The organism is Streptomyces sp. NPDC054872 (genome assembly GCF_053610705.1).
Window position 1 is genome coordinate 1 of sequence record NZ_JBSGYY010000016.1, and the last position, 19,355, is coordinate 19,355.

Genomic DNA, 19,355 nt, shown 5'->3' on the forward strand with positions numbered 1-19,355 from the left:
GTCCGGCCGGGGGCGCGCGGCGTTCCCGTGCCCGGCCGGCCGACTGCCTCAAAAACCGAACATGCGATCTACTCGACCACGCAGGTGGGTGGGCCCGCTCGCGCATGGCCCGGCGGTTGCGGGTTACTCCGGGGAGTATGGACGGAACATCGGATGCAGAGCGCGACGTGGACCGCGACGTGGACCGCGCGCCGGAAGAACCCACGCAGTTGCCCAAGCGGTCCTGGCGAGCGGTGCTCACCGGCGTCGTCAAGGAGTTCCAGGACGACGAGCTGACGGACCGGGCCGCGGCACTGACCTACTACGGGGTGCTGTCGCTGTTCCCGACGCTCCTGGTACTGGTCTCCCTGCTCGGCGTGGTCGGCAAGTCGGCGATCGACTGGCTTCTGGAGAACCTGGAGAAGCTCGCGCCCGGTTCGGCGCGGGACATCATCGGCGACGCCGTGAAACAGCTGGAGGGTCAGGGCGGCATCGGCTCGCTGATGGCGGTCGTCGGCATCGTGCTGGCCGTGTGGGCGTCGTCCGGGTACGTGGGGGCGTTCATCCGCACCGCCAACGCCGTCTACGACATGCCCGAGGGCCGGCCCGTGTGGAAGGTGCTCCCGGTCAGGGTGGGCGTGACGGTGGTGCTCCTCCTGCTGGCGGTCGTCAGCGCGGTCATCGTGGTGTTCACCGGCGGTCTCGCCCGCACCGTGGGCTCGGCCCTGGGGGTCGGGGACGCGGGGCTGACGGTGTGGTCGATCGCGAAGTGGCCGGTGCTCGTCGTGCTGGTGACCTCCATGATCGCGCTGCTGTTCTGGGCGACGCCGAACGTGAAGGGCCGCGGGTTCAAGTGGATCACCCCCGGCAGCGTGATCGCCCTGGTGATCTGGTTGATCGCGTCGGCCGGATTCGCCTTCTACGTCGGGAACTTCAGCTCCTACAACAAGACCTACGGCGCGCTGGCCGGAGTGATCATTTTTCTGGTCTGGCTGTGGCTCAGCAACATCGCGATCCTGCTCGGCCTGGAGTTTGACGCGGAGCTCTCCCGGCAGCGTGCCATCGCCGGCGGGCTTCCCCCCGAGGAGGAGCCCTACGTACCGCCACGCGACACCCGCGCGTGGGACGAAGAGGACCGCCGCCACCTGGACGAGTGACCAGGGTGACGCCGTCCGCGACGACCGCGGCCCTCGACCATGTGCCGATGCCGAAGATCGGGGTACTCGGCCGCTGAACAGACAGGAGGTTGATGACGATGGCCCAGACAGGCCCGCACTCCACCGGCCGTGACAGCGCCGGACAGACCGCCCCCCACAACGAGCCGGTGGGCGATCTTGTGCAGCGCGCCTCACAGCAGCTGACGGAGCTGGTACGCGGCGAGATGCGGCTGGCACAGGCGGAGATGAAGGAGAAGACCAGGCGCTACGGCAAGGGCAGCGGGTTGTTCGGCGGAGCCGGTCTCGTCGGCTTCCTGACCCTGCAGGCGCTTGTCGCCACCGCGATCGCGGCGCTCGCCGTGCCGCTTCCGGTGTGGGCCGCGGGGCTGATCGTCACCGCTGTCCTCGGTCTGATCGCCGCGGTACTGGCACTGACCGGCAAGAAGGAGGTCGGCCGGGCTGCCCCGCCGATGCCCGAGCAGGCGATCGACGGCGTGAAGGCCGACGTCGCAGAGATCAAGGAGAGTGCACAGCGATGAACCAGCCCGACGACAAGCACGCCGCGGACCCCGGCGAGCTGCGCGCGAAGGTCGAGCAGACCCGGCAGGACCTGGGGGAGACGGTCGAGGCGCTGGCTGCCAAGGCCGACGTCAAGGCCCGCGCGCAGGAGAAGGCGGTCGCGATCAAGGGGCAGACCGCCACCAAGGCCGCGGAGCTGGGCGAGCAGGCCAGGGCCAAGGCCTCCGAGGCCGCCCATGTGCTGCAGGACAAGGTGCCCGACCAGGTCAAGGACAAGGCCGTCGCCGCCACCGGGCAGGTGAAGGCCGTGGCCGGACAGGCCCATGAGGTGTGGCACGACAAGGCGCCCGAGCAGGTCCGCAATCGCCGTACCGCCTTCCTCGCGGGTGGCGCGTCGCTGGTGGTCGCCTACGTGCTGGTGCGGCGCAAGCGGAAGCACGGGAGCGCACGGTGAAGGCCTCGAAGATCGCGTACAAGCCGGTCGGCATGGCGCTCGGCGCGCTCGCCGGTGTGGCGGCGGGCGGACTGTTCAAGCAGGCGTGGAAGGTGGTCGGCCACGACGAGGACGCGCCCGACGCCACCGACGAGGACCGGGACTGGGGCGAGATCCTGCTCGCGGCCACGCTGCAGGGTGCGATCTTCGCCTTGGTCAAGGCGGCTGTCGACCGTGGTGGCGCTGTCGCGACGCGTCGGCTGACGGGCGCCTGGCCCGGCTGACCTGCGACTGGCCTGGGCTCAGCATTCATCCGATGAGTCGCTGCGGGGCAGCGTAAATGTCCAAGTCCCCGCTGCGAGCAATGCATTGACACCCTTCGGGGGCGCTTGAATCATCGGATGTCATGACTGACATGCGCATGATCTTCGCGCCGCCCCGCGCGCGGCTCCGCAGACTGCGGGGCGCCGCGCTGGCCCTGCTGCTGCTCGCGGCGCCGGTCCCGGCGGCCCAGGCCGCCGGGACCTCGCGGCCCGCCGCGGACGTGCCCCGCACCGTCCCGGCCCTGGCCGACTGGACGCCGGGGAAGGGAAGTTACGCCTACGGGCCGGACACCCGGCTCGTCGCGCACGGGCAGGCGGCCCGCGAAGTCGCCCGTACCCTCGCCGACGATCTGCGCGCCGCGGGCGAGGGCCGGGTGCCGGTCACCGGCGGCACCCCACGCGACGGCGACATCGTGATCGACGTCGCTCCCGCCCGCAAGGCCCTCGGAGCCGAAGGGTATGAACTCCGCGCCGGCGAACGCCTGGAGATCACCGGCGCGAGCGAGGCCGGCGCCTTCTACGGCACCCGCACCCTCCTCCAACTCCTGGCCCGGAGCCACCGCGTACCGGCCGGGCGCACCGTGGACGTGCCGCGGTACGAGGAACGCGGGGTGGGCGTCTGCGCCTGCTACATCCACATCTCGACGCCCTGGCTGGAGAACCTCGTACGCGACATGGCGTACAACAAGCAGAACCAGCTGCTCCTCGAACTCAAGGTGAAGAGCGAGAAGCACCCCGAGGCCAACAGCTGGGGCTACTACACCAAGAGCGAGATACGCCGCATCGTCGCCCTCGGCGAGAAGTACCACGTCACAATCATTCCGGAGATCAACTCGCCCGGCCACATGGACCCGTGGCTGGAGAAGCGCACCGATCTCCAGCTCACCGACTCGGACGGAAAGCCGCAGCCGTCACGCCTCGACATCACCAAGGACGAGGCCTTCGCGTACTACACGAGCCTCATCGACGAGTACGCCGAGGTGTTCCCCGCGAAGTCCTGGCACATGGGCGCCGACGAGTACATGCTCGGCTCCGACTTCGCCAAGTACCCCCACATCCTCGAATACGCGAAGAAGAAGTACGGCGAGAACGCGACCCCGCAGGACGCCTTCGTCGACTTCGTCAACCGGGTGCACGCGTACGCGAAGGGCGAGGGCAAGCAGCTGCGCATCTGGAACGACGGCCTGACCGGCGCGAACACGGTGCCGGTCGCGGCGGGGACGAGCGTGGAGCACTGGCTCGACGTGAAGACCAAGCCGAGCCAGCTCATCGCCCAGGGCCACCCGTTGCAGAACGCCGCCTACGCGCTCTACCTCGTCCGCGGAGGCTTCCACACCGACACCGAGGCGCTGTACGACAAGGCGTGGGACCCGCGCAGCTTCGAGGGCGAGAAGCTCGCGTCACGTGACGGCATCACCGGGGCGAAGATCAGCCTGTGGCCGGACAACGGCCGGGGCGAGACCGAGAACGAGGTCGCGGCCTCCATGGCGATGCCGCTCAGTCACGTCGCCCAGGTCACCTGGGGTTCCCCGCACCCGGACGCGACGTACGCCGAATTCGTCGCGCGCGCCAAGTCGGTAGGGCACGCGCCCGGTTGGCGGGACCTGACGAAGGCGCCGGTGGCCGACGGGACGTACACCCTGCGCGACAGCAAGGGGCATGCCGAGCCCGCCGCGTACGAGATCAAGCGCACCGCCGACGGCTACGTCACGCTGAAGTCCACGGCGGACGGCACCTGCCTGGAGACCCGGAGCGGAAAGCTCACGCTCAACGTGCCCCTTGAGCCGGGCAGTTCGGTGACGCGGGGGTCCTGCGGCCCGGCGAACACCTTGCAGCGCTGGCAGCTGACGAAGACGGCGGACGGCTACCGGCTGACGAACGCGATCACCCAGATGTCCGTGTACGTCACCGACGACGGGCGGCTCCAGCAGTACCCGGCGGATCAACGGCGTCCGGCGAGCTGGGCGTTGACCGAAGGCTGACCCGACCGCCCGACGCCTTCGACCCGAACCCCGACAGGGAGACCCGCACCCATGACTGTCAGCAGACGTATCTTCGTGACCGCCGCCGTCACCACGGCGGTCGCCGCGTCGAGCAGTTCCCTCGCACGCGCGACGCCCGGCTCCGTCGGCACGGCCGCCACCGCCACCCCGCAACCGCCCTACCGCATCCCGATCAGCCCCGAGGACTCCCCGGAAGAAGTCGTCGCCAAGGCCGCTGAAGTCCGGCCGACGGAACGGCAGATCACCTGGCAGCGCCTTGAGCAAACCGCGTTCCTGCACTTCGGGGTCAACACCTTCACCGGACTCGAATGGGGCACGGGCGACGAGGACCCCGACGTGTTCCAGCCGACGGGACTCGACACCGACCAGTGGGCGCGGGCCCTGCGCGACGGCGGATTCAAGCTCGCCATCCTCACCGTCAAGCACCACGACGGCTTCGTGCTCTACCCCTCGCGCTACACCAAGCACAGTGTGGTGAGCAGCAGTTGGCGCGGCGGCAAGGGCGATGTGCTGCGCTCGTTCGCCGACTCGCTGCGACGGCACGGGATCAAGGTGGGCGTCTACGTCTCGCCCGCCGACGAGAATCAGTACCTGCACGGCGTCTACGCCAACGGCAGCGCCCGCTCACGGCGCACCATCCCCACGCCGGTGGAGGGCGACGACCGGGCGGAGGCCGCCGCCGTACAGTCGTTCACGCTCGACGCGACCGACTACGGCGCACACATGCTCAACCAGTTGTACGAGGTCCTCACCGAGTACGGGCCCATCGACGAGGTGTGGTTCGACGGGGCGCAGGGGCGCATCCCGCCGGAGAAGGTCGAGACGTACGACTGGGACAGCTGGTACGCGGTCATCCGTGCCCTGGCCCCGGACGCGACGGTCGCCGTACGCGGGCCCGACGTGCGGTGGGTCGGCAACGAGGGCGGTCTGGCGCGCGAGAACGAGTGGAGCGTCGTCCCCGTCAAGGACTCGGGGAACGGCAGCATCGACTATGCCCTGCAGTACGACGCCCCCGACCAGGGAAGCCGCCAGGCGCTCGCCGAGGCGAGGGGGGTCGCCCAGTACGTGCAGTGGTGGCCGGCGGAGTGCGACGTGTCGATCAGGCCGGGGTGGTTCTACCACGAGGACGAACAGCCCAAATCCGTCGAGCAGTTGACGGACATCTGGTTCCGCTCGGTGGGCCGCAACTCCGTGCTGCTCCTGAACATTCCGCCGGACGAACGGGGCCTGCTCCCCGAGGCGGACGTGGCGCGGCTGCGGGAGTTCCGCGAGCGGATCGGGCGCGAGCTGCCCGAGGACTTCGCGCGGGGTGCGCGGGCCCGCGGCGACGGCCGGCGCCCGGCGCACGCGGTCGACGGCGACCCGGACACGGCCTGGGCGTGCCCGGCGCCCTCCCGGGGAACGCTCGCCGTCGACCTGGGCGAGGCGCGCGACGTCGACCGGATCCGGCTGGGGGAGGAGATCCGGCAGGGCCAGCGGCTGGAGCACGCGGTGATCGAGGCGCGGGTCACCGGCGGCTCCGGGTGGACGCTCGTGTCCCAGGTGGACACGGTGGGGGCGAGCCGGGTCCTGACCCTTGCCACGCCGGTACGGGCACGGGAGTGGCGGCTTCGGGTGACGGGGTCGCGCGGGGCGGTACGCCTCGCGGAGTTCGGCCTGTACCGGTCGCGGGTGTAGCGAGCCTCTTCGGAAGCTTCAAGTGGGCTGAGCCGCGCCGGTGTTACCGTCGCGGCCATGTCCAAGAACGAGATCGACGCCATCACCGCCGAGTTCTTCGGCGCCTTCGACAACCGGGGCGGCCGGGCCGCCGATGTGGCCCGGATCCGCCGTCTGATGCTCCCCGGGGGCGTGATCGTCTCGACCGGGCCGAAGTTCACGGTCTACACGGTGGACGAGTTCGTCGAGCCCCGCGAACGGCTCCTGTCCGAGGGCCGGTTGACGGAGTTCTCCGAGTGGGAGACCTCCGAACGGACCGAGATCGAAGGTGACATCGCCTCGCGCTTCGGTGAGTACCGCAAATCCGGGACATTGGACGGTGCGCCGTTCGAAGGCGGCGGGACCAAGACCATTCAGTTCGTGCGCACCCCTGAGGGCTGGCGGATCGCGGCGTTCTCCTGGTACGACAAGGCCTGACCGGCGCCTAATCCGTAGTTATGGACGTTCCGATGGAGCGGGTGTTCCTCGGGATGTTCGAGTACCGGATCGTGACATCTAGGGGCAGCCGGGTCACTGATTCCTCAACGTAGACCGGGTGCGCGATCTTGGTACGCAATCGGTGGCGGCGGTGCCGTGGGCGCCGGACGGATGCTCACAACACACCGGCCATGATGCCTAGCGGTAGATCATGCGGTGTTCGGCGTCTGCGGGACACCACCACCAGCAGGTCGATGTTGGCGCTTGTCGGTGCCGGACGGATGCCTAACTGGCACAGGGCTTTGAGGCCTCCTCGTAGAGCGCGCAACGTCCGGCCCCGTCAAGCGTCAACACCGACTACTTGATCACTCGTTGGTGTTGGTGGTGCGAGCCCGCCGCATGGTGACCTCTTGTGATGCCCGAGCCGTCTGAGCTCCCGCATAGACCGGGGCCCGTGGGGTGAGCTGGTGCCACGAACGGCTACTGAGGTGGAGGACCAGTCCAAGGGACCGAGTCCTGGGATTAGGGAGCCGCGTGGTTCCGCATGCGCTCGTGACCAGCGCAAACACCCGAACGCTTGGGGAGGAACACCGTGATCTACTGCGGAATCGACTGGGCAGAGAAGACGCACGACGTTGCCCTGGTCAACGACGCCGGGGAGTTACTGGCCAAGCGGCACATCACCGATGACGCCGCTGGCTACACCCTCCTGCTGGACCTGCTCGCCGAGTACGGCGACACCGAAGACAACCCGATCCCGATCGCCATCGAGACCTCCCGCGGCCTGCTCGTCGCAGTGCTGCGGACCGGCAAACGGAAGGTCTACGCGATCAACCCGATGGCCGCCGCCCGCTACCGCGACCGCACGTCTGTCTCCCGCAAGAAATCCGACCCCGGCGACGCCCTGGTCCTGGCGAACATCCTGCGCACCGACATGCACGCCCACCGCCCCCTGCCGAACGACAGCGACCTCGGCCAAGCCATCGCCGTCCTGGCCCGCGCCCAGCAGGACGCTCTCTGGAACCGGCAGCAGATCTCCAACCAGCTCCGCTCCCTGCTCCGCGAGTACTACCCCGCCGCCCTGGACGCCTTCGCCACCTGGACCAACGGGCTCTGCCGCCCCGAAGCTCGCGAGCTCCTCAAGACCGCCCCGACGCCCTCCCGCGCCGCACGGCTGACCCGCACACAACTCCAGGCCGCACTCAAGCGGGCCGGCCGCAAACGCAGCATCGACACCGAAGCCGACCGGATCCGCGAAGTCTTCCGCGCGGACTATGCCCACCAGCCGCCGCTGGTCGAGGGCGCGCTCGGCAAGCAGATGCTCGCCCTCCTCATCCAGCTGGAAGCCGCCTGCACCGCCGCCGATAACCTCGCCCAGGCGGTCGAGGAGTCTTTCCCCCAGCACCCGGACGCTGACGTGATCCTGAGCTTCCCCGGACTCGGAATCCAGCTCGGCGCCCGGGTGCTCGCCGAGATCGGCGATGACCACGCCCGCTTCGCCGACGCCCGCGGACTCAAGGCCTACGCTGGCTCCTCGCCCGTCACCCGGGCCTCGGGCAAGAAGTCGTCCATCACCCGCCGCTGGGTCAAGAATGACCGCCTCAACCACGCGGGCTACCTCTGGGCCTTCGCCGCACTCCGGGCATCATCTGGGGCCAACGCACACTACCGGCGACGCCGCGAGGTTGGAGACTGGCACGCAGCCGCTCAACGCAACCTCTTCAACCGCATGCTCGGCCAGCTCTACCACTGCCTCCAGGCAGGCGAGCTGTTCGACGAACAGACCGCATACCCCACCCCAATCTCCGCCACCGCTTGACGAGTTAGGGCGCTGAGGTGTCTACGAGGGCCAGTCGACACCGCCGTCGCGCACCACCAGAGGACGGGGCTCGTCCTGCTCGTAGAACCTCGTCCAGCCGACGCGGACGGACCCGTCGAGCCGCGCGTGGTGGCCCTCGGCCCTGGCCGCGAGCCACGTGAGCAGTTCGCCGACGCGATCGAACGCGTCCGGGTGGATCTCCTGCCGGGCCGTCAGCGCCCAGCCGCCTTCGCGGGGGAGCAGTACGGAGGTGAGGGCTCCGGCCACCTTGAGGGCCGTGTCATGGCATCCCAGGAGCGGTGCGGGGTCGTCCTCGGTGACGAGCTCTCCCCGGGCGTCCTCCACCACGACGGGGAACTCGCGCACCACGGTCAGGGCCGTCGGCCGGGGGCCGAGGCCGAGGTGCCACCGGAGTTCGGCGACCTCCCCCTCGGAGAGATCGTCACGCAGGTCCAGCGCCATCGTGAGTTCGTAGATGTCCGCCATACCGGCACCGTAACGGCGGGGTACGACAGAGCCGCCGCCAGGCCGGGCCACTCAGCCCCCGGCCGCCCTCCCCGCGCCCTCGGTCACCCTGCCCGTGCTCTCCCGCTCGATGAGCGTGGGCAGCGGCACCTGGACCGTGGCCGCGGGGCCGTCATCAAGGAGGGAGAGGAGTTCGCGCGCCGCCGTACGCCCGAAGGAGACCGTGTCGCGTGACAGAGCGGTGAGCCAGGGGTGCACCATGCGGCACAGCGCCGAGTCCTCCCACGCGATCACCGACATGTCTCCCGGGACGGAGAAGCCCAGCGAGGCCGCCGCGGCGATCCCCGCGACGGCCATCACGTCGTTGTCGTACACCAGAGCCGTCGGCGGTGACGCGGCGGACAGCACCCGCCGGGTCACCGCGGCACCCTCCGTGTCCGAGTAGTCCGTGGTCACCGAGCGGACCTCCGACAGGTCGCGCCGCCCGGCCTCGGCCCGCAGCGTGCGGATCCGCCGCTCGGTGTGGGCGAGGCCGGGCAGCCCCGCGATGTGCACGATGCGGCGGTGACCGAGGGCGTGGAGGTGGTCCACGATCGCCGCCATCGCGCCCGCGTCGTCCGCCCATACGGTGGAGAGCCCGGGGTGGTGCGCGTCCGGGTCCGGTACGCCGCCCGTGACCACGGCGGGCAGCCCCAGCTCGTCGAGGAGCGCCGGGCGCGGATCGTCCGTGCGCGGGTCCACCACCAGGACGCCGTCCACCCGGCGCTCGGCCCACCACCGCTGGTAGACGGCACACTCGGCGGTCACGTCCTCGGCCACCTGGAAGAGCAGGCCCAGCTGACGCTCCGCCAGAACCTCCTGGATGCCCGAGATCAGCTGCAGGAAGAACGAGTCGACGCCCAGTGTCCCGGCCGGCCTCGCCACCACGAGGCCCACCGTCGCCGCACCCTCGCCGGACAGTGCGCGCGCCGCCGTGCTCGGGTGCCATCCCAGTTGCTCGGCGACCCTGCGGACACGGTCGCGGGTGATGTCGGAGACGCCCGGCCGGTCGTTGAGCGCGAACGAAACGGCGCTCTCGGAGACTCCGGCGCGGCGCGCGATGTCCTTCATGGTCGGCCGTCGTGCCGGGGACCGCTTGCCTTGCACCGGTGTTGCCCCTTTCCTGTGGCGCTCCAACTAATGCGCTTGAGCCCGCACACTCTAAAGCGCATTAGTCGATCCCCGCAAGGAGTTGAACACACCGCTCTGACCTGCACAGTTGAGGAGGCTGAGGCGTGGCCGACCAGGATCATTCAACGAATCCATTGACTTTTTGCCGGAGTCCCATGCAAGGTCTGCCTCACGCTGGGCCGAGCAAAGGAGCCGTTTCACCGTGCGCATCTCCCACCACCCCCGCATCCCCAGAAGGGCAGCCGCCGCTGCCGCCGTCCTCGCCGTGCTCCTGCCGTTGAGCGCCTGTGGCGACGGCGGCGACGGCGGCGGTTCGACCGACGCGTCCGGCAAGATCGAGGGCGAGATCACCTTCCAGACCTGGAACCTGAAGGCGAACTTCAAGCCGTACTTCGAGGGCGTCGTCGACGGCTTCGAGAAGAAGTACCCCGGCACGAAGGTGAACTGGGTCGACCAGCCCGGCGAGGGCTACGCCGACAAGATCAGCGCCGACGCCGCGGCCGGTACGCTGCCCGACGTCGTCAACGTCTCGCCCGACCTGGTGGCCCCGCTCGCCAAGGCCGGTCTCGCGCTCGACCTCGACAAGGCCGCGGGCAAGTACGAGAAGGAGTACCTGCCGGGTGCGTGGAAGAGCCACCAGATACCGGGCACGGAGGGGACGTACGCCTTCCCCTGGTACCTGAACACCGGCCCGCTCTTCTACAACAAGCGGATCTTCAAGGACGCCGGGCTCGACGCCGACAAGCCCCCGAAGACGTACGACGAACTCTTCGACGCCGCCTTGCAGTTGTCGAAGAAGAGCAAGGGCAGGACCGCCACGCTCGCCAACATCCCCACCATCGAGGACTTCGGGCGCTACGGCGTTCCTCTGATGGACAAGGAGGGGACCAAGTTCACCTTCAACGGGCCCAAGGGGGTCGAACTCCTCAAGAAGTACAAGGAGTTGTACGACGCCAAGGCGCTCGACGGGCAGGCGCTCAACGCGACGCCCGAGTCGACGGGCAAGAAGTTCCTCACCGAGGCCGTCGCCATGAACCCCGGAAGCGCGCTGGATCTCGGCAAGTTCAAGAAGGAGGCGCCCTCCCTCTACAAGAACATCGGGATCACCCCGCAGATCACGAACACCGGCAAGGACAACATGTACGTGATGGGGGTGATGGTGAACTCCCGCACCAAGCAGACGCCCGCCGCCGTGGCCTTCGCCCACTACGTGACGGACGCCCAGCGCCAGATGTCCTTCGCCAAGAAGGTCGCGATCTTCCCCAGCACGGAGGGCTCGCTCGACGACCCGTACTTCACCAAGGAGGACGGGACGGATGACACGCGCGTGCGCATCGCCGCGGCCAAGTCCATCAAGACCGCGGTGAATTACACGCCCGTGCTGTTCAGCGAGCAGATGAAGATCGAGCTGCGCAACAGCGTGGGCAAGGCCCTGCAGGGCAAGGAGAGCCCCGAGGAAGCGCTTGACAACGCTGTCAAGAACTGCGACCGGCTGCTCCAGCAGAGCTGAGAAGACGACACGGGACCACCACCATGAAAAGCTCCAGCGCCGCCACCGCTCCCCGCAGCGCCGCCGACGGTCCGCGCAGACGCATCAGGCGGCAACTGCCGTCCAGCCCTTGGCTGTTCGCCGCCCCCGGGTTGCTGATCGTCGGCATCTTCATCCTCTATCCGTTCGTCAGCACGCTCATCAACTCCTTCACCGACAAGCGCACCCTCATCCCGGGCGAGTACGTCGGCCTGGACAACTTCCGTGAGCTGCTGCACGACGACATGTTCTGGATCGGGCTTCGCAACTCGACGCTCTACATGGTGGGGGTCGTCCCCGCGCTCGTCCTGCTGCCGCTGCTGCTCGCGATGCTCGTCCAGAAACACATCCCCGGCATCACCTTCTTCCGGTCCGCCTTCTACACGCCGGTGGTCGCGTCCATCGTCGTGGTGGGCCTGATCTGGGTGTGGATGCTGGATGAACGGGGCCTGGTCAACGCGGTGCTCGAGGCCGTGGGCGTGGGCTCGGTCGGCTTCCTCAGCGACCAGTGGCTGCTCCTGCTGAGCGCCATGACCGTCACGGTCTGGAAGGGCCTCGGCTACTACATGATCATTTATCTGGCGGCGCTCGCCAACGTGCCACGTGAACTCCACGAGGCCGCTTCGGTGGACGGCGCGGGCTCCGTCCGCCGCTTCTTCACCGTCACCGTGCCCGCCGTGCGCTCCACCATGGTGCTTGTGGCCGCGCTGTCCTCGGTCGCCGCCTTCAAGGTGTTCTCCGAGGTCTACCTGATGGCCGGACCCAACGGCGGCCCGGCAGGCGAGGACACCACGCTGGTGATGCTGGTGCAACGCGTCGGCACCGGCCTGACCGGCCGCGTCGGGTACGCGTCGGCCATCTCGGTCGTCGTCTTCGTCGTCACCGTCGCGCTGATGCTGCTCGTGCTGCGCGCGGACCGGAAGGAGGACGCGTGAGCATCACGACGGACACACGCGAGACCGAGCAGGCGCCGCGGAAGACGGAGAGCAAGGCCGGGAAGGGCGGCACCCGCAGGCGCGGGCGGATCACCGACGAGAACGGCCGCCGGATGCCCGTGTGGGAGATCATCCTGCGCTACGGCCTCCTGCTCGCCGTACTGGCCCTGATGATCGGCCCCTTCCTCTGGCAGCTGTCCACCTCCCTCAAGGGCCCGCACGAGAACATCTTCAGTTCCCCACCCGAGTTCCTGCCGAGCAGCCCGACCTTCCACAACTACGAACGCGTCGCCGACACCATCCCCGTCTGGGACTACGCGCTCAACTCCCTGAAGGTGGCCGCCGCGAACGTGGTGACCAACTGCGTGGGCGCCACCCTCGCCGGCTACGCGCTCGCCCGCCTGCGCTACCGGGGCCGCCGCGCGGCCACCATCGTGTTCGTCCTCGCCATGCTGGTCCCCGTGGAGGGCATCATCATCGCCCAGTTCACGACCATGCGGGAGCTGGGCCTGAACAACACCCTCATCGGTGTGCTGCTGCCCGGCTGCGTCTCCGCGCTCAACGTCCTGCTGATGCGCAACGCCTTCCTGAACCTGCCGTACGAGATCGAGGAAGCCGCGTACGTCGACGGCGCGAATGTCTGGCAGCGGTTCCTGCGGATCGCCCTGCCCGCGGTCAAGGGCACGCTCGCCGTGGTGGCGATCTTCGCCTTCATGGGCGCCTGGGACGACTTCCTCTGGCCGCTGATCGTGCTGAGCGACCCGGACCGGTTCACCCTGACCATCGGCCTCAACTATCTGCACGGCACCTTCGCCAACGACGAACGGCTCGTCGCCGCGGGCACGGTCATCGCCGTGCTGCCGCTGATCGTGCTCTTCGCCTGTCTCCAGCGGTACTTCTTCCGCGGGGTGGGCGAGGGCGCGGTCAAGGGTTGAGCCGGCGTCCGAACCGCCCCCCACCGCACCACCGAGAACCAGGATTCGCATGTCTCGTACGACCCGTGAGCCTTCCGCAGCGCCGCGCTTCGGCGCGAACTACACCCCCAGCCAGGGGTGGTTCCACCACTGGCTCGACTTCGACATCGACGCCGTGCGCGCCGATCTCGACGCCATCGCGGCACTCGGCCTCGACCACATCCGGGTCTTCCCGATCTGGCCGTACTTCCAGCCCAACCGCACCCTCATCCGGCCGCGCGCCGTGGAGCAGCTCGTCGCCCTCGCGGACGCGGCGGCCGAGCGCGGACTCGACGTCAACGTCGACGGGCTCCAGGGGCACCTGTCCAGCTTCGACTTCCTGCCCGCGTGGACGCAGACGTGGCACCGGCGGAACATCTTCACCGACCCCGACGTGGTGGAGGGGGAGGTCGCCTACCTGCGTACGCTCGCCTCCGCGCTCGCCGACCGCCCGAACTTCATCGGCATGACCATCGGCAACGAGGTCAACCAGTTCTCGTCGGGCCCGCACCCCGACCCCGACCGCATCACGCAGGAGCAGGCGGGGGAGTGGCTGCGGCGGGTGCTCGCCGCATGCGAGGAGGGTGCGCCCGGCAAGCTGCATCTGCACGCCGAGTACGACGCCGCCTGGTACCAGGACGACCAGCCCTTCACCCCCGCCCAGGCCGCGCGCCTCGGCGGTGCGACCGCCGTGCACTCCTGGGTGTTCAACGGCACGGCTCAGCGGTACGGGCGCGAGGGGGTCGCCACCGCGCAGCACGCGGCGTACATGATCGAGCTGTCCAAGGCGTTCGCGGACGATCCGCACCGTCCCGTGTGGCTCCAGGAAGTGGGCGCGCCCGCTCCTCTCATCCCGGCCGAGCACGCGGCGTCCTTCACCGAGGCGACGGTTCAGGCGGCGCTCGACTGTGCGGATGTGTGGGGGGTGACGTGGTGGTGCTCGCACGATGTATCGCGTTCGCTGTCCGATTTCCCCGAACTCGAATACAGCCTGGGTCTGCTGACCAATGAGGGGAAGGTCAAGCCGGGGGGTGAGGTGCTGGCTCGGCTCGCGAAGGAGTGGCGGGGGCGGGAGTACGCGCCTGCCGTCCGGACGACCGCGGTGGTCGTGGACGACTCCACCGCGGCGCGGTCCGCGTGTGCTCCTGGGGGAGCGGTGTTCGAGGCGTTCATGCGGCTGGTGAGGGATGGGGTCCGTCCCACGGCGGTGCTGGCCGGCCGGGCCGGGGATCAGGAGCACCTGGCTTCGCGGGGCATCGTGGAGGTCGTGCGGCCGGGGGAGGTTGGCTAGGAACAAGATCTGTCCCCTTCCCGAAAGCCCGCTGGGCGCGGGGGGCCTACCTGGGGGCTCCGCCCCCGGACCCCCGCTCTCCACACACCGGAGGGGCTGGATTTTCAGCCCGTCCGGCGTTTGAGGACGAACTCGGCGAAGCCGGTGATGACGGCACGCAAGACTTCCGTACAGCCCAACCCTCGGAGAGAACATGCACGACGACCGCACCCTCATCGAAGCCCGCCTCAAGCGCGTCCTCGACGAGCGCATCCGCCCCGCCGTCTACCCCGAGTCCGTCCCCCTGGACATCGCCGTATGGACCGCCCCGGGTGAGCCCGTGCCCGTAGCGGAGGGGCTCGCGGCGCACCCCGAGCCGACGCGGGTCGGGGCCGCCTGGGGCGCCCCCTGGGCCACCAGCTGGTTCCAGGTGACCGGCACCGTGCCCACGGAATGGGCGGGGAAGACCGTCGAGGCCATCCTCGACCTCGGCTTCGACGAGAACATGCCCGGCTTCCAGTGCGAGGGCCTGGTCTACCGCCCCGACGGCACCCCGGTGAAGGGCCTCAACCCCCGTAACCAGTGGGTGCGCATCGCCGCCCCCGCGGCCGGCGGCGAAGACGTTCACCTGCACATCGAGGCCGCGTCCAACCCCGTCATCCTCGACTACCACCCCTTCCTGCCCACCCAGCTCGGCGACAAGGAGACGGCAGGCAGCGAGCCCCAGTACAAGCTCGCCCGCATGGACCTCGCCGTCTTCGACGAGACCGTGTGGCAGCTCGTCATCGATCTCGAAGTGCTCGGCGAGCTCATGCAGGAGCTCCCCGAGGACTCCGGACGCCGCTATGCGATCGTGCGCGCCATCGGCCGCGCCCTGGACGCCGTCGACCTCCAGGACGTGAACGGCTCCGCGCCCGCGGCACGCGCCGAGCTCGAAGGCGTCCTGACCACCCCCGCCGAGCCCTCGGCCCACCGCATCAGCGCCGTCGGCCACGCGCACATCGACTCCGCGTGGCTGTGGCCGCTGCGCGAGACGGTGCGCAAGGTCGCGCGTACGACGTCGAACATGACCGCGCTCATCGAGGACGAGCCGGACTTCGTGTTCGCCATGTCGCAGGCGCAGCAGTGGGCGTGGGTCAAGGAGCACCGGCCCGAGGTGTGGACGAAGGTCAAGAAGGCGGTCGCCGACGGGCGGTTCGTGCCCGCCGGTGGCATGTGGGTCGAGTCGGACACGAACATGCCGGGCTCGGAGGCGATGGCCCGGCAGTTCGTGCACGGCAAGCGGTTCTTCCTCGACGAGTTCGGCGTCGAGAACGACGAGGCGTGGCTGCCGGACACCTTCGGGTTCGCGGCAGGGCTTCCGCAGATCATCAAGGCGGCCGGCTCGAAGTGGCTCCTTACCCAGAAGATCTCCTGGTCGCAGACCAACCGCTTCCCGCACCACACCTTCAACTGGGAGGGCATCGACGGCACCCGCATCTTCACGCACTTCCCGCCCGTCGACACCTACAACTGCTCGATGAAGGGCAGCGAGATCGCCCACGCGGCGAAGAACTTCAAGGACAAGGGAGTCGCCCGGCACTCCCTCGCCCCGACGGGCTGGGGCGACGGAGGCGGTGGCACCACCCGCGAGATGATCGCGAAGGCGGGGCGCCTCCGTGACCTGGAGGGCTCGGCGACCGTCGAGTGGGAGACCCCTGCCGCGTTCTTCGAGAAGGCGGAGGCGGAGTACCCGAACGCCCCCGTCTGGGTGGGCGAGCTGTACCTGGAGCTCCACCGCGCCACGCTCACCAGCCAGGCGGGCACCAAGCAGGGCAACCGGCGCAGCGAGCACCTGCTGAGGGAGGCGGAGCTGTGGGCGGCCACGGCAGCCGTGCGGGCGCCCGAATTCTCGTACCCCTACGAGGAATTGGACCGCATCTGGAAGACGGTGCTGCTCCACCAGTTCCATGACATCCTGCCCGGCTCGTCCATCGCCTGGGTGCACAGGGAGGCGCGCGCGACGTACGCGAAGGTCGCCGAGGAGCTGAACGGCATCATCGACGCGGCTCAGCGGGCGCTCGCCGGGGAGAGCGACGGCACGGACACCGCCCTCGTCTTCAACTCCACCCCGCACACCCGCGACGGCGTCCCGGCAGGCGGCGCGCGGCCCGCCGCGATCGACGGCCAGTCGGCGATCGCCTCCCGTGCCGACGGCGGCTACGTCCTCGACAACGGCCTGCTGCGGGTCGAGATCGACGCGCGCGGTCTGATCGTCTCGGCGTACGACGTCGTGGCGGACCGGGAGACCGTCGCGCTCGGCCAGGCGGCGAACCTGCCGCAGATCCACGCCGACTTCCCGAACATGTGGGACGCGTGGGACGTCGACGAGTTCTACCGGAACACGGTCACCGACCTGACGGAGGCGGACCGGGTGGAGACCGGCGAGGACGGCGTCTCGGTGCGTGTCACGCGGACCTTCGGTGACTCGCGGCTCACGCAGACGCTGTCCCTGTCGCCCGGCTCCATGCGCCTGGACATCGACACGGAGGTCGACTGGCACGAGACGGAGAAGTTCCTGAAGCTGGCGTTCCCGCTGGACATCCACGCGGAGCGGTACGCCTCGGAGACGCAGTTCGGCCACTTCTACCGGGCCACGCACACCAACACGAGCTGGGAGGCCGCCAAGTTCGAGGCGTGCAACCACCGTTTCGTGCACGTGGAGGAGCCGGGCTGGGGTGTCGCCCTGGTCACCGACTCGACGTACGGGCATGACGTGACCCGCACGGTACGCGCCTCGGACTCCGGCACGACCACGACGGTCCGCGCCTCGCTCCTGCGTGCCCCGCGCTTCCCCGACCCCGAGACGGACCAGGGTGTGCACCGCTTCCGGCACGCGCTGGTCCCCGGCGCCGCGATCGGCGACGCGGTGCGGGAGGGCTACCGGATCAACCTGCCCGAGCGGCAGGTCCCGGGCGGCGCGGAGGTGGCCCCGCTGGTGACCCTCGACAACGACGCCGTGGTCGTCACGGCGGTCAAGCTCGCCGACGACGGCAGCGGTGACGTGGTCGTCCGCTTCCACGAGTCGCGGGGCGGGCGGGCGAAGGCGACGCTGACGCCGGGCTTCCCGGTCGGTTCCGTGGAGGTGACGGACCTCCTCGAGCGCCCCCTCGCCGACGCGCCGGCCCCGGTGCGCTCGGACGACGGAGTCGCCCTGACACTGCGGCCGTTCGAGCTGGTGACGCTGCGGTTCACCCGGGCGTGATGTCTGACTGAACGGCAGGGGACGGCTGCTCAGGAGCCGGGCGGGCTGGTCGACAAGCCCGCCCGGCCTCCGTTCCGTCGCGGCCAGGCGCGCCACGGCGCACACTGGTCCACATGCCTGTCTCCCTGCACCACATCGTCATCGACGCCCACGACCTGCCGGCCCTGGCCCGTTTCTGGGCGGAGGCGCTGGGCTGGCGGATTCTGTCCGAGCGCGAGCGGGAGATCGTGATCGGCCCCGCCGAGAACGCGCCGGTGGGCATCTGCTTCATGCCGGTGACGGACGGCAAGGTCGTCAAGAACCGACTGCACCTCGACCTGACGTCCGACGCGGAGGACCGCGAAGCCGAGATCGACCGCCTCCTCGCACTCGGCGCGCGGAGGGCGGAGGTCGGTCAGAGCGGCGAGGAGTCCTGGACGGTCCTCGCCGATCCGGAGGGAAACGAGTTCTGCGTGGTCCGCCCGAAGAGGACCCTCATCGGCTAGGGCCGTGGCGGAGGTGCGCCGCCCCGCACCGCTTCGGCCTCTACCCGTCCACCTGCGCCCGCATCCACTCCTCCACCTCCCCCACATGCGCCGCCGCCGCGGCCCTCGCTGCCTCTGGGTCGCGGGCGGCCAACGCCCGGTGGATTCGGGCGTGTTCTCGGCGGGTTCGTTCGAAGGCGCCCTCTTCCTGGTAGCCGCGCCAGACCCGTGCGCGGAACGTGCGGGACGACAGGCCCTCCAGGATGGCCGCCATCGTGTCGTTGCCTGCCGCGAGGGCGATCGTCCGGTGGAACGCCAGGTCGTGGGAGAGGATCTCCTCCGGGTCCTCCGTGGCGTTCATCGCCTCCAGGTGTTTTTCCACGTTCGCCAGTTGGTCGGCGGAGATCCGCGCCGCCGCCAGCGCCGTCGCCGTGGATTCGAGGACCCGGCGTACCTCGAGGAGCTCCACGAGCCGGGGCCCTCGTGACAGGTCGGCGACGACGCCGAAGGTCTCCAGGAGGTCCCCGGCCTCCAGCTGGGTGACGTAGATGCCCGAGCCGTGCCGGGCCTCGAGGACCCCCATCACCGTGAGCGCACGGATCGCCTCGCGCATGGAGCTCCGTGAGATGCCCAGCTGCGTGGCCAAGTCCCGTTCCGTGGGCAGGCGTTGGCCGGGCTCGAGCCGGCCCTCGCCGATCATCGCCTTGATCTGCTCGATGGCCCGCTGCGTCACGGTGCCCTTCTGCGGGGCGGACTGGTCCACGTAACGCTCCTCCACTAGCCGAGTGCGCCGCAGTCTAGTCAGAGATGTGGTCGGACCACTACGGCCTGAAAGCAGGAAAACTTGGCGTCGAGGGGTGTTGTGAGCGCCAAGTGGTCTGATAAATATTCGCCCATCGGTCGCTGGGACAGTCCATCCGGACAGTCACCAGGACAGTCGCCAGGACTCCCGACCCACGC

17 protein-coding genes are annotated in these 19,355 nt (G+C 69.5%); 14 read left to right on the top strand and 3 right to left on the bottom strand.

Features of this window, described 5'->3' with window-relative positions; all coding sequences use genetic code 11:
• Positions 1 to 137 precede the first annotated feature (137 nt).
• From ACWGIH_RS20925 to ACWGIH_RS20960, 8 genes are all read left to right on the top strand, one after another.
• A complete protein-coding gene (locus ACWGIH_RS20925; RefSeq protein WP_453449006.1) occupies positions 138 to 1,136 on the top strand; it encodes a YihY/virulence factor BrkB family protein in 999 nt (332 codons plus the stop codon).
• A 98-nt stretch (positions 1,137 to 1,234) separates the two neighbouring features.
• The gene (locus ACWGIH_RS20930) at positions 1,235 to 1,675 is read left to right on the top strand and encodes a phage holin family protein (protein WP_453449005.1); all 441 of its coding nucleotides are present in this window, start codon (positions 1,235 to 1,237) and stop codon (positions 1,673 to 1,675) included.
• Entirely contained in the window at positions 1,672 to 2,109 is a 438-nt protein-coding gene (locus ACWGIH_RS20935) for a DUF3618 domain-containing protein (protein ID WP_453449004.1), read from the top strand. Before ACWGIH_RS20930 ends, ACWGIH_RS20935 begins: the two co-directional genes overlap by 4 nt.
• Positions 2,106 to 2,372, top strand: coding sequence for a DUF4235 domain-containing protein (locus ACWGIH_RS20940; protein WP_453449003.1), 267 nt, complete (start codon positions 2,106 to 2,108; stop codon positions 2,370 to 2,372). The genes ACWGIH_RS20935 and ACWGIH_RS20940 overlap by 4 nt, the downstream gene beginning before the upstream one ends.
• Positions 2,373 to 2,503: 131 nt before the next feature.
• Positions 2,504 to 4,393 (top strand): family 20 glycosylhydrolase, encoded by a 1,890-nt coding sequence (locus tag ACWGIH_RS20945; RefSeq protein WP_453691685.1) that lies wholly within the window; start codon positions 2,504 to 2,506, stop codon positions 4,391 to 4,393.
• Between the two features lie 51 nt (positions 4,394 to 4,444).
• Entirely contained in the window at positions 4,445 to 6,091 is a 1,647-nt protein-coding gene (locus ACWGIH_RS20950) for an alpha-L-fucosidase (protein ID WP_453449001.1), read from the top strand.
• A 57-nt stretch (positions 6,092 to 6,148) separates the two neighbouring features.
• Entirely contained in the window at positions 6,149 to 6,547 is a 399-nt protein-coding gene (locus tag ACWGIH_RS20955) for a DUF4440 domain-containing protein (RefSeq protein WP_453449000.1), read from the top strand.
• A 592-nt stretch (positions 6,548 to 7,139) separates the two neighbouring features.
• Complete coding sequence (locus ACWGIH_RS20960) at positions 7,140 to 8,366, top strand: IS110 family transposase (protein ID WP_453691680.1); 1,227 nt, start codon at positions 7,140 to 7,142, stop codon at positions 8,364 to 8,366.
• A gap of 21 nt (positions 8,367 to 8,387) precedes the next feature.
• Here the strand turns inward: ACWGIH_RS20960 and ACWGIH_RS20965 are convergent, their stop codons facing one another.
• Both ACWGIH_RS20965 and ACWGIH_RS20970 read right to left on the bottom strand, forming a co-directional pair.
• On the bottom strand, positions 8,388 to 8,852 hold the full coding sequence (locus tag ACWGIH_RS20965; RefSeq protein WP_453447104.1) for a hypothetical protein: 465 nt from the start codon (positions 8,850 to 8,852) through the stop codon (positions 8,388 to 8,390).
• 51 nt (positions 8,853 to 8,903) lie between these two features.
• Positions 8,904 to 9,941 (bottom strand): LacI family DNA-binding transcriptional regulator, encoded by a 1,038-nt coding sequence (locus ACWGIH_RS20970; protein WP_453447103.1) that lies wholly within the window; start codon positions 9,939 to 9,941, stop codon positions 8,904 to 8,906.
• A 262-nt stretch (positions 9,942 to 10,203) separates the two neighbouring features.
• Here ACWGIH_RS20970 and ACWGIH_RS20975 point away from each other — a divergent pair, with 262 nt between their 5' ends.
• From ACWGIH_RS20975 to ACWGIH_RS21000, 6 genes are all read left to right on the top strand, one after another.
• Positions 10,204 to 11,511, top strand: coding sequence for an extracellular solute-binding protein (locus ACWGIH_RS20975; RefSeq protein WP_453447102.1), 1,308 nt, complete (start codon positions 10,204 to 10,206; stop codon positions 11,509 to 11,511).
• 23 nt (positions 11,512 to 11,534) lie between these two features.
• On the top strand, positions 11,535 to 12,464 hold the full coding sequence (locus ACWGIH_RS20980; RefSeq protein WP_453447100.1) for a carbohydrate ABC transporter permease: 930 nt from the start codon (positions 11,535 to 11,537) through the stop codon (positions 12,462 to 12,464).
• Positions 12,465 to 12,553: 89 nt separating this feature from the next.
• Complete coding sequence (locus ACWGIH_RS20985; protein ID WP_453447114.1) at positions 12,554 to 13,399, top strand: carbohydrate ABC transporter permease; 846 nt, start codon at positions 12,554 to 12,556, stop codon at positions 13,397 to 13,399.
• A gap of 49 nt (positions 13,400 to 13,448) precedes the next feature.
• On the top strand, positions 13,449 to 14,708 hold the full coding sequence (locus tag ACWGIH_RS20990) for a glycoside hydrolase 5 family protein (RefSeq protein ID WP_453447098.1): 1,260 nt from the start codon (positions 13,449 to 13,451) through the stop codon (positions 14,706 to 14,708).
• A gap of 193 nt (positions 14,709 to 14,901) precedes the next feature.
• Complete coding sequence (locus ACWGIH_RS20995) at positions 14,902 to 17,931, top strand: alpha-mannosidase (protein ID WP_453447096.1); 3,030 nt, start codon at positions 14,902 to 14,904, stop codon at positions 17,929 to 17,931.
• A gap of 113 nt (positions 17,932 to 18,044) precedes the next feature.
• Positions 18,045 to 18,416, top strand: a complete 372-nt coding sequence (locus tag ACWGIH_RS21000; RefSeq protein WP_453447094.1) for a VOC family protein — start codon at positions 18,045 to 18,047, stop codon at positions 18,414 to 18,416.
• Positions 18,417 to 18,456: 40 nt separating this feature from the next.
• On the opposite strand, the gene ACWGIH_RS21005 is transcribed toward ACWGIH_RS21000, so the two are convergent.
• On the bottom strand, positions 18,457 to 19,158 hold the full coding sequence (locus ACWGIH_RS21005) for a FadR/GntR family transcriptional regulator (RefSeq protein ID WP_453447092.1): 702 nt from the start codon (positions 19,156 to 19,158) through the stop codon (positions 18,457 to 18,459).
• Between the last annotated feature and the right edge of the window lie 197 nt (positions 19,159 to 19,355).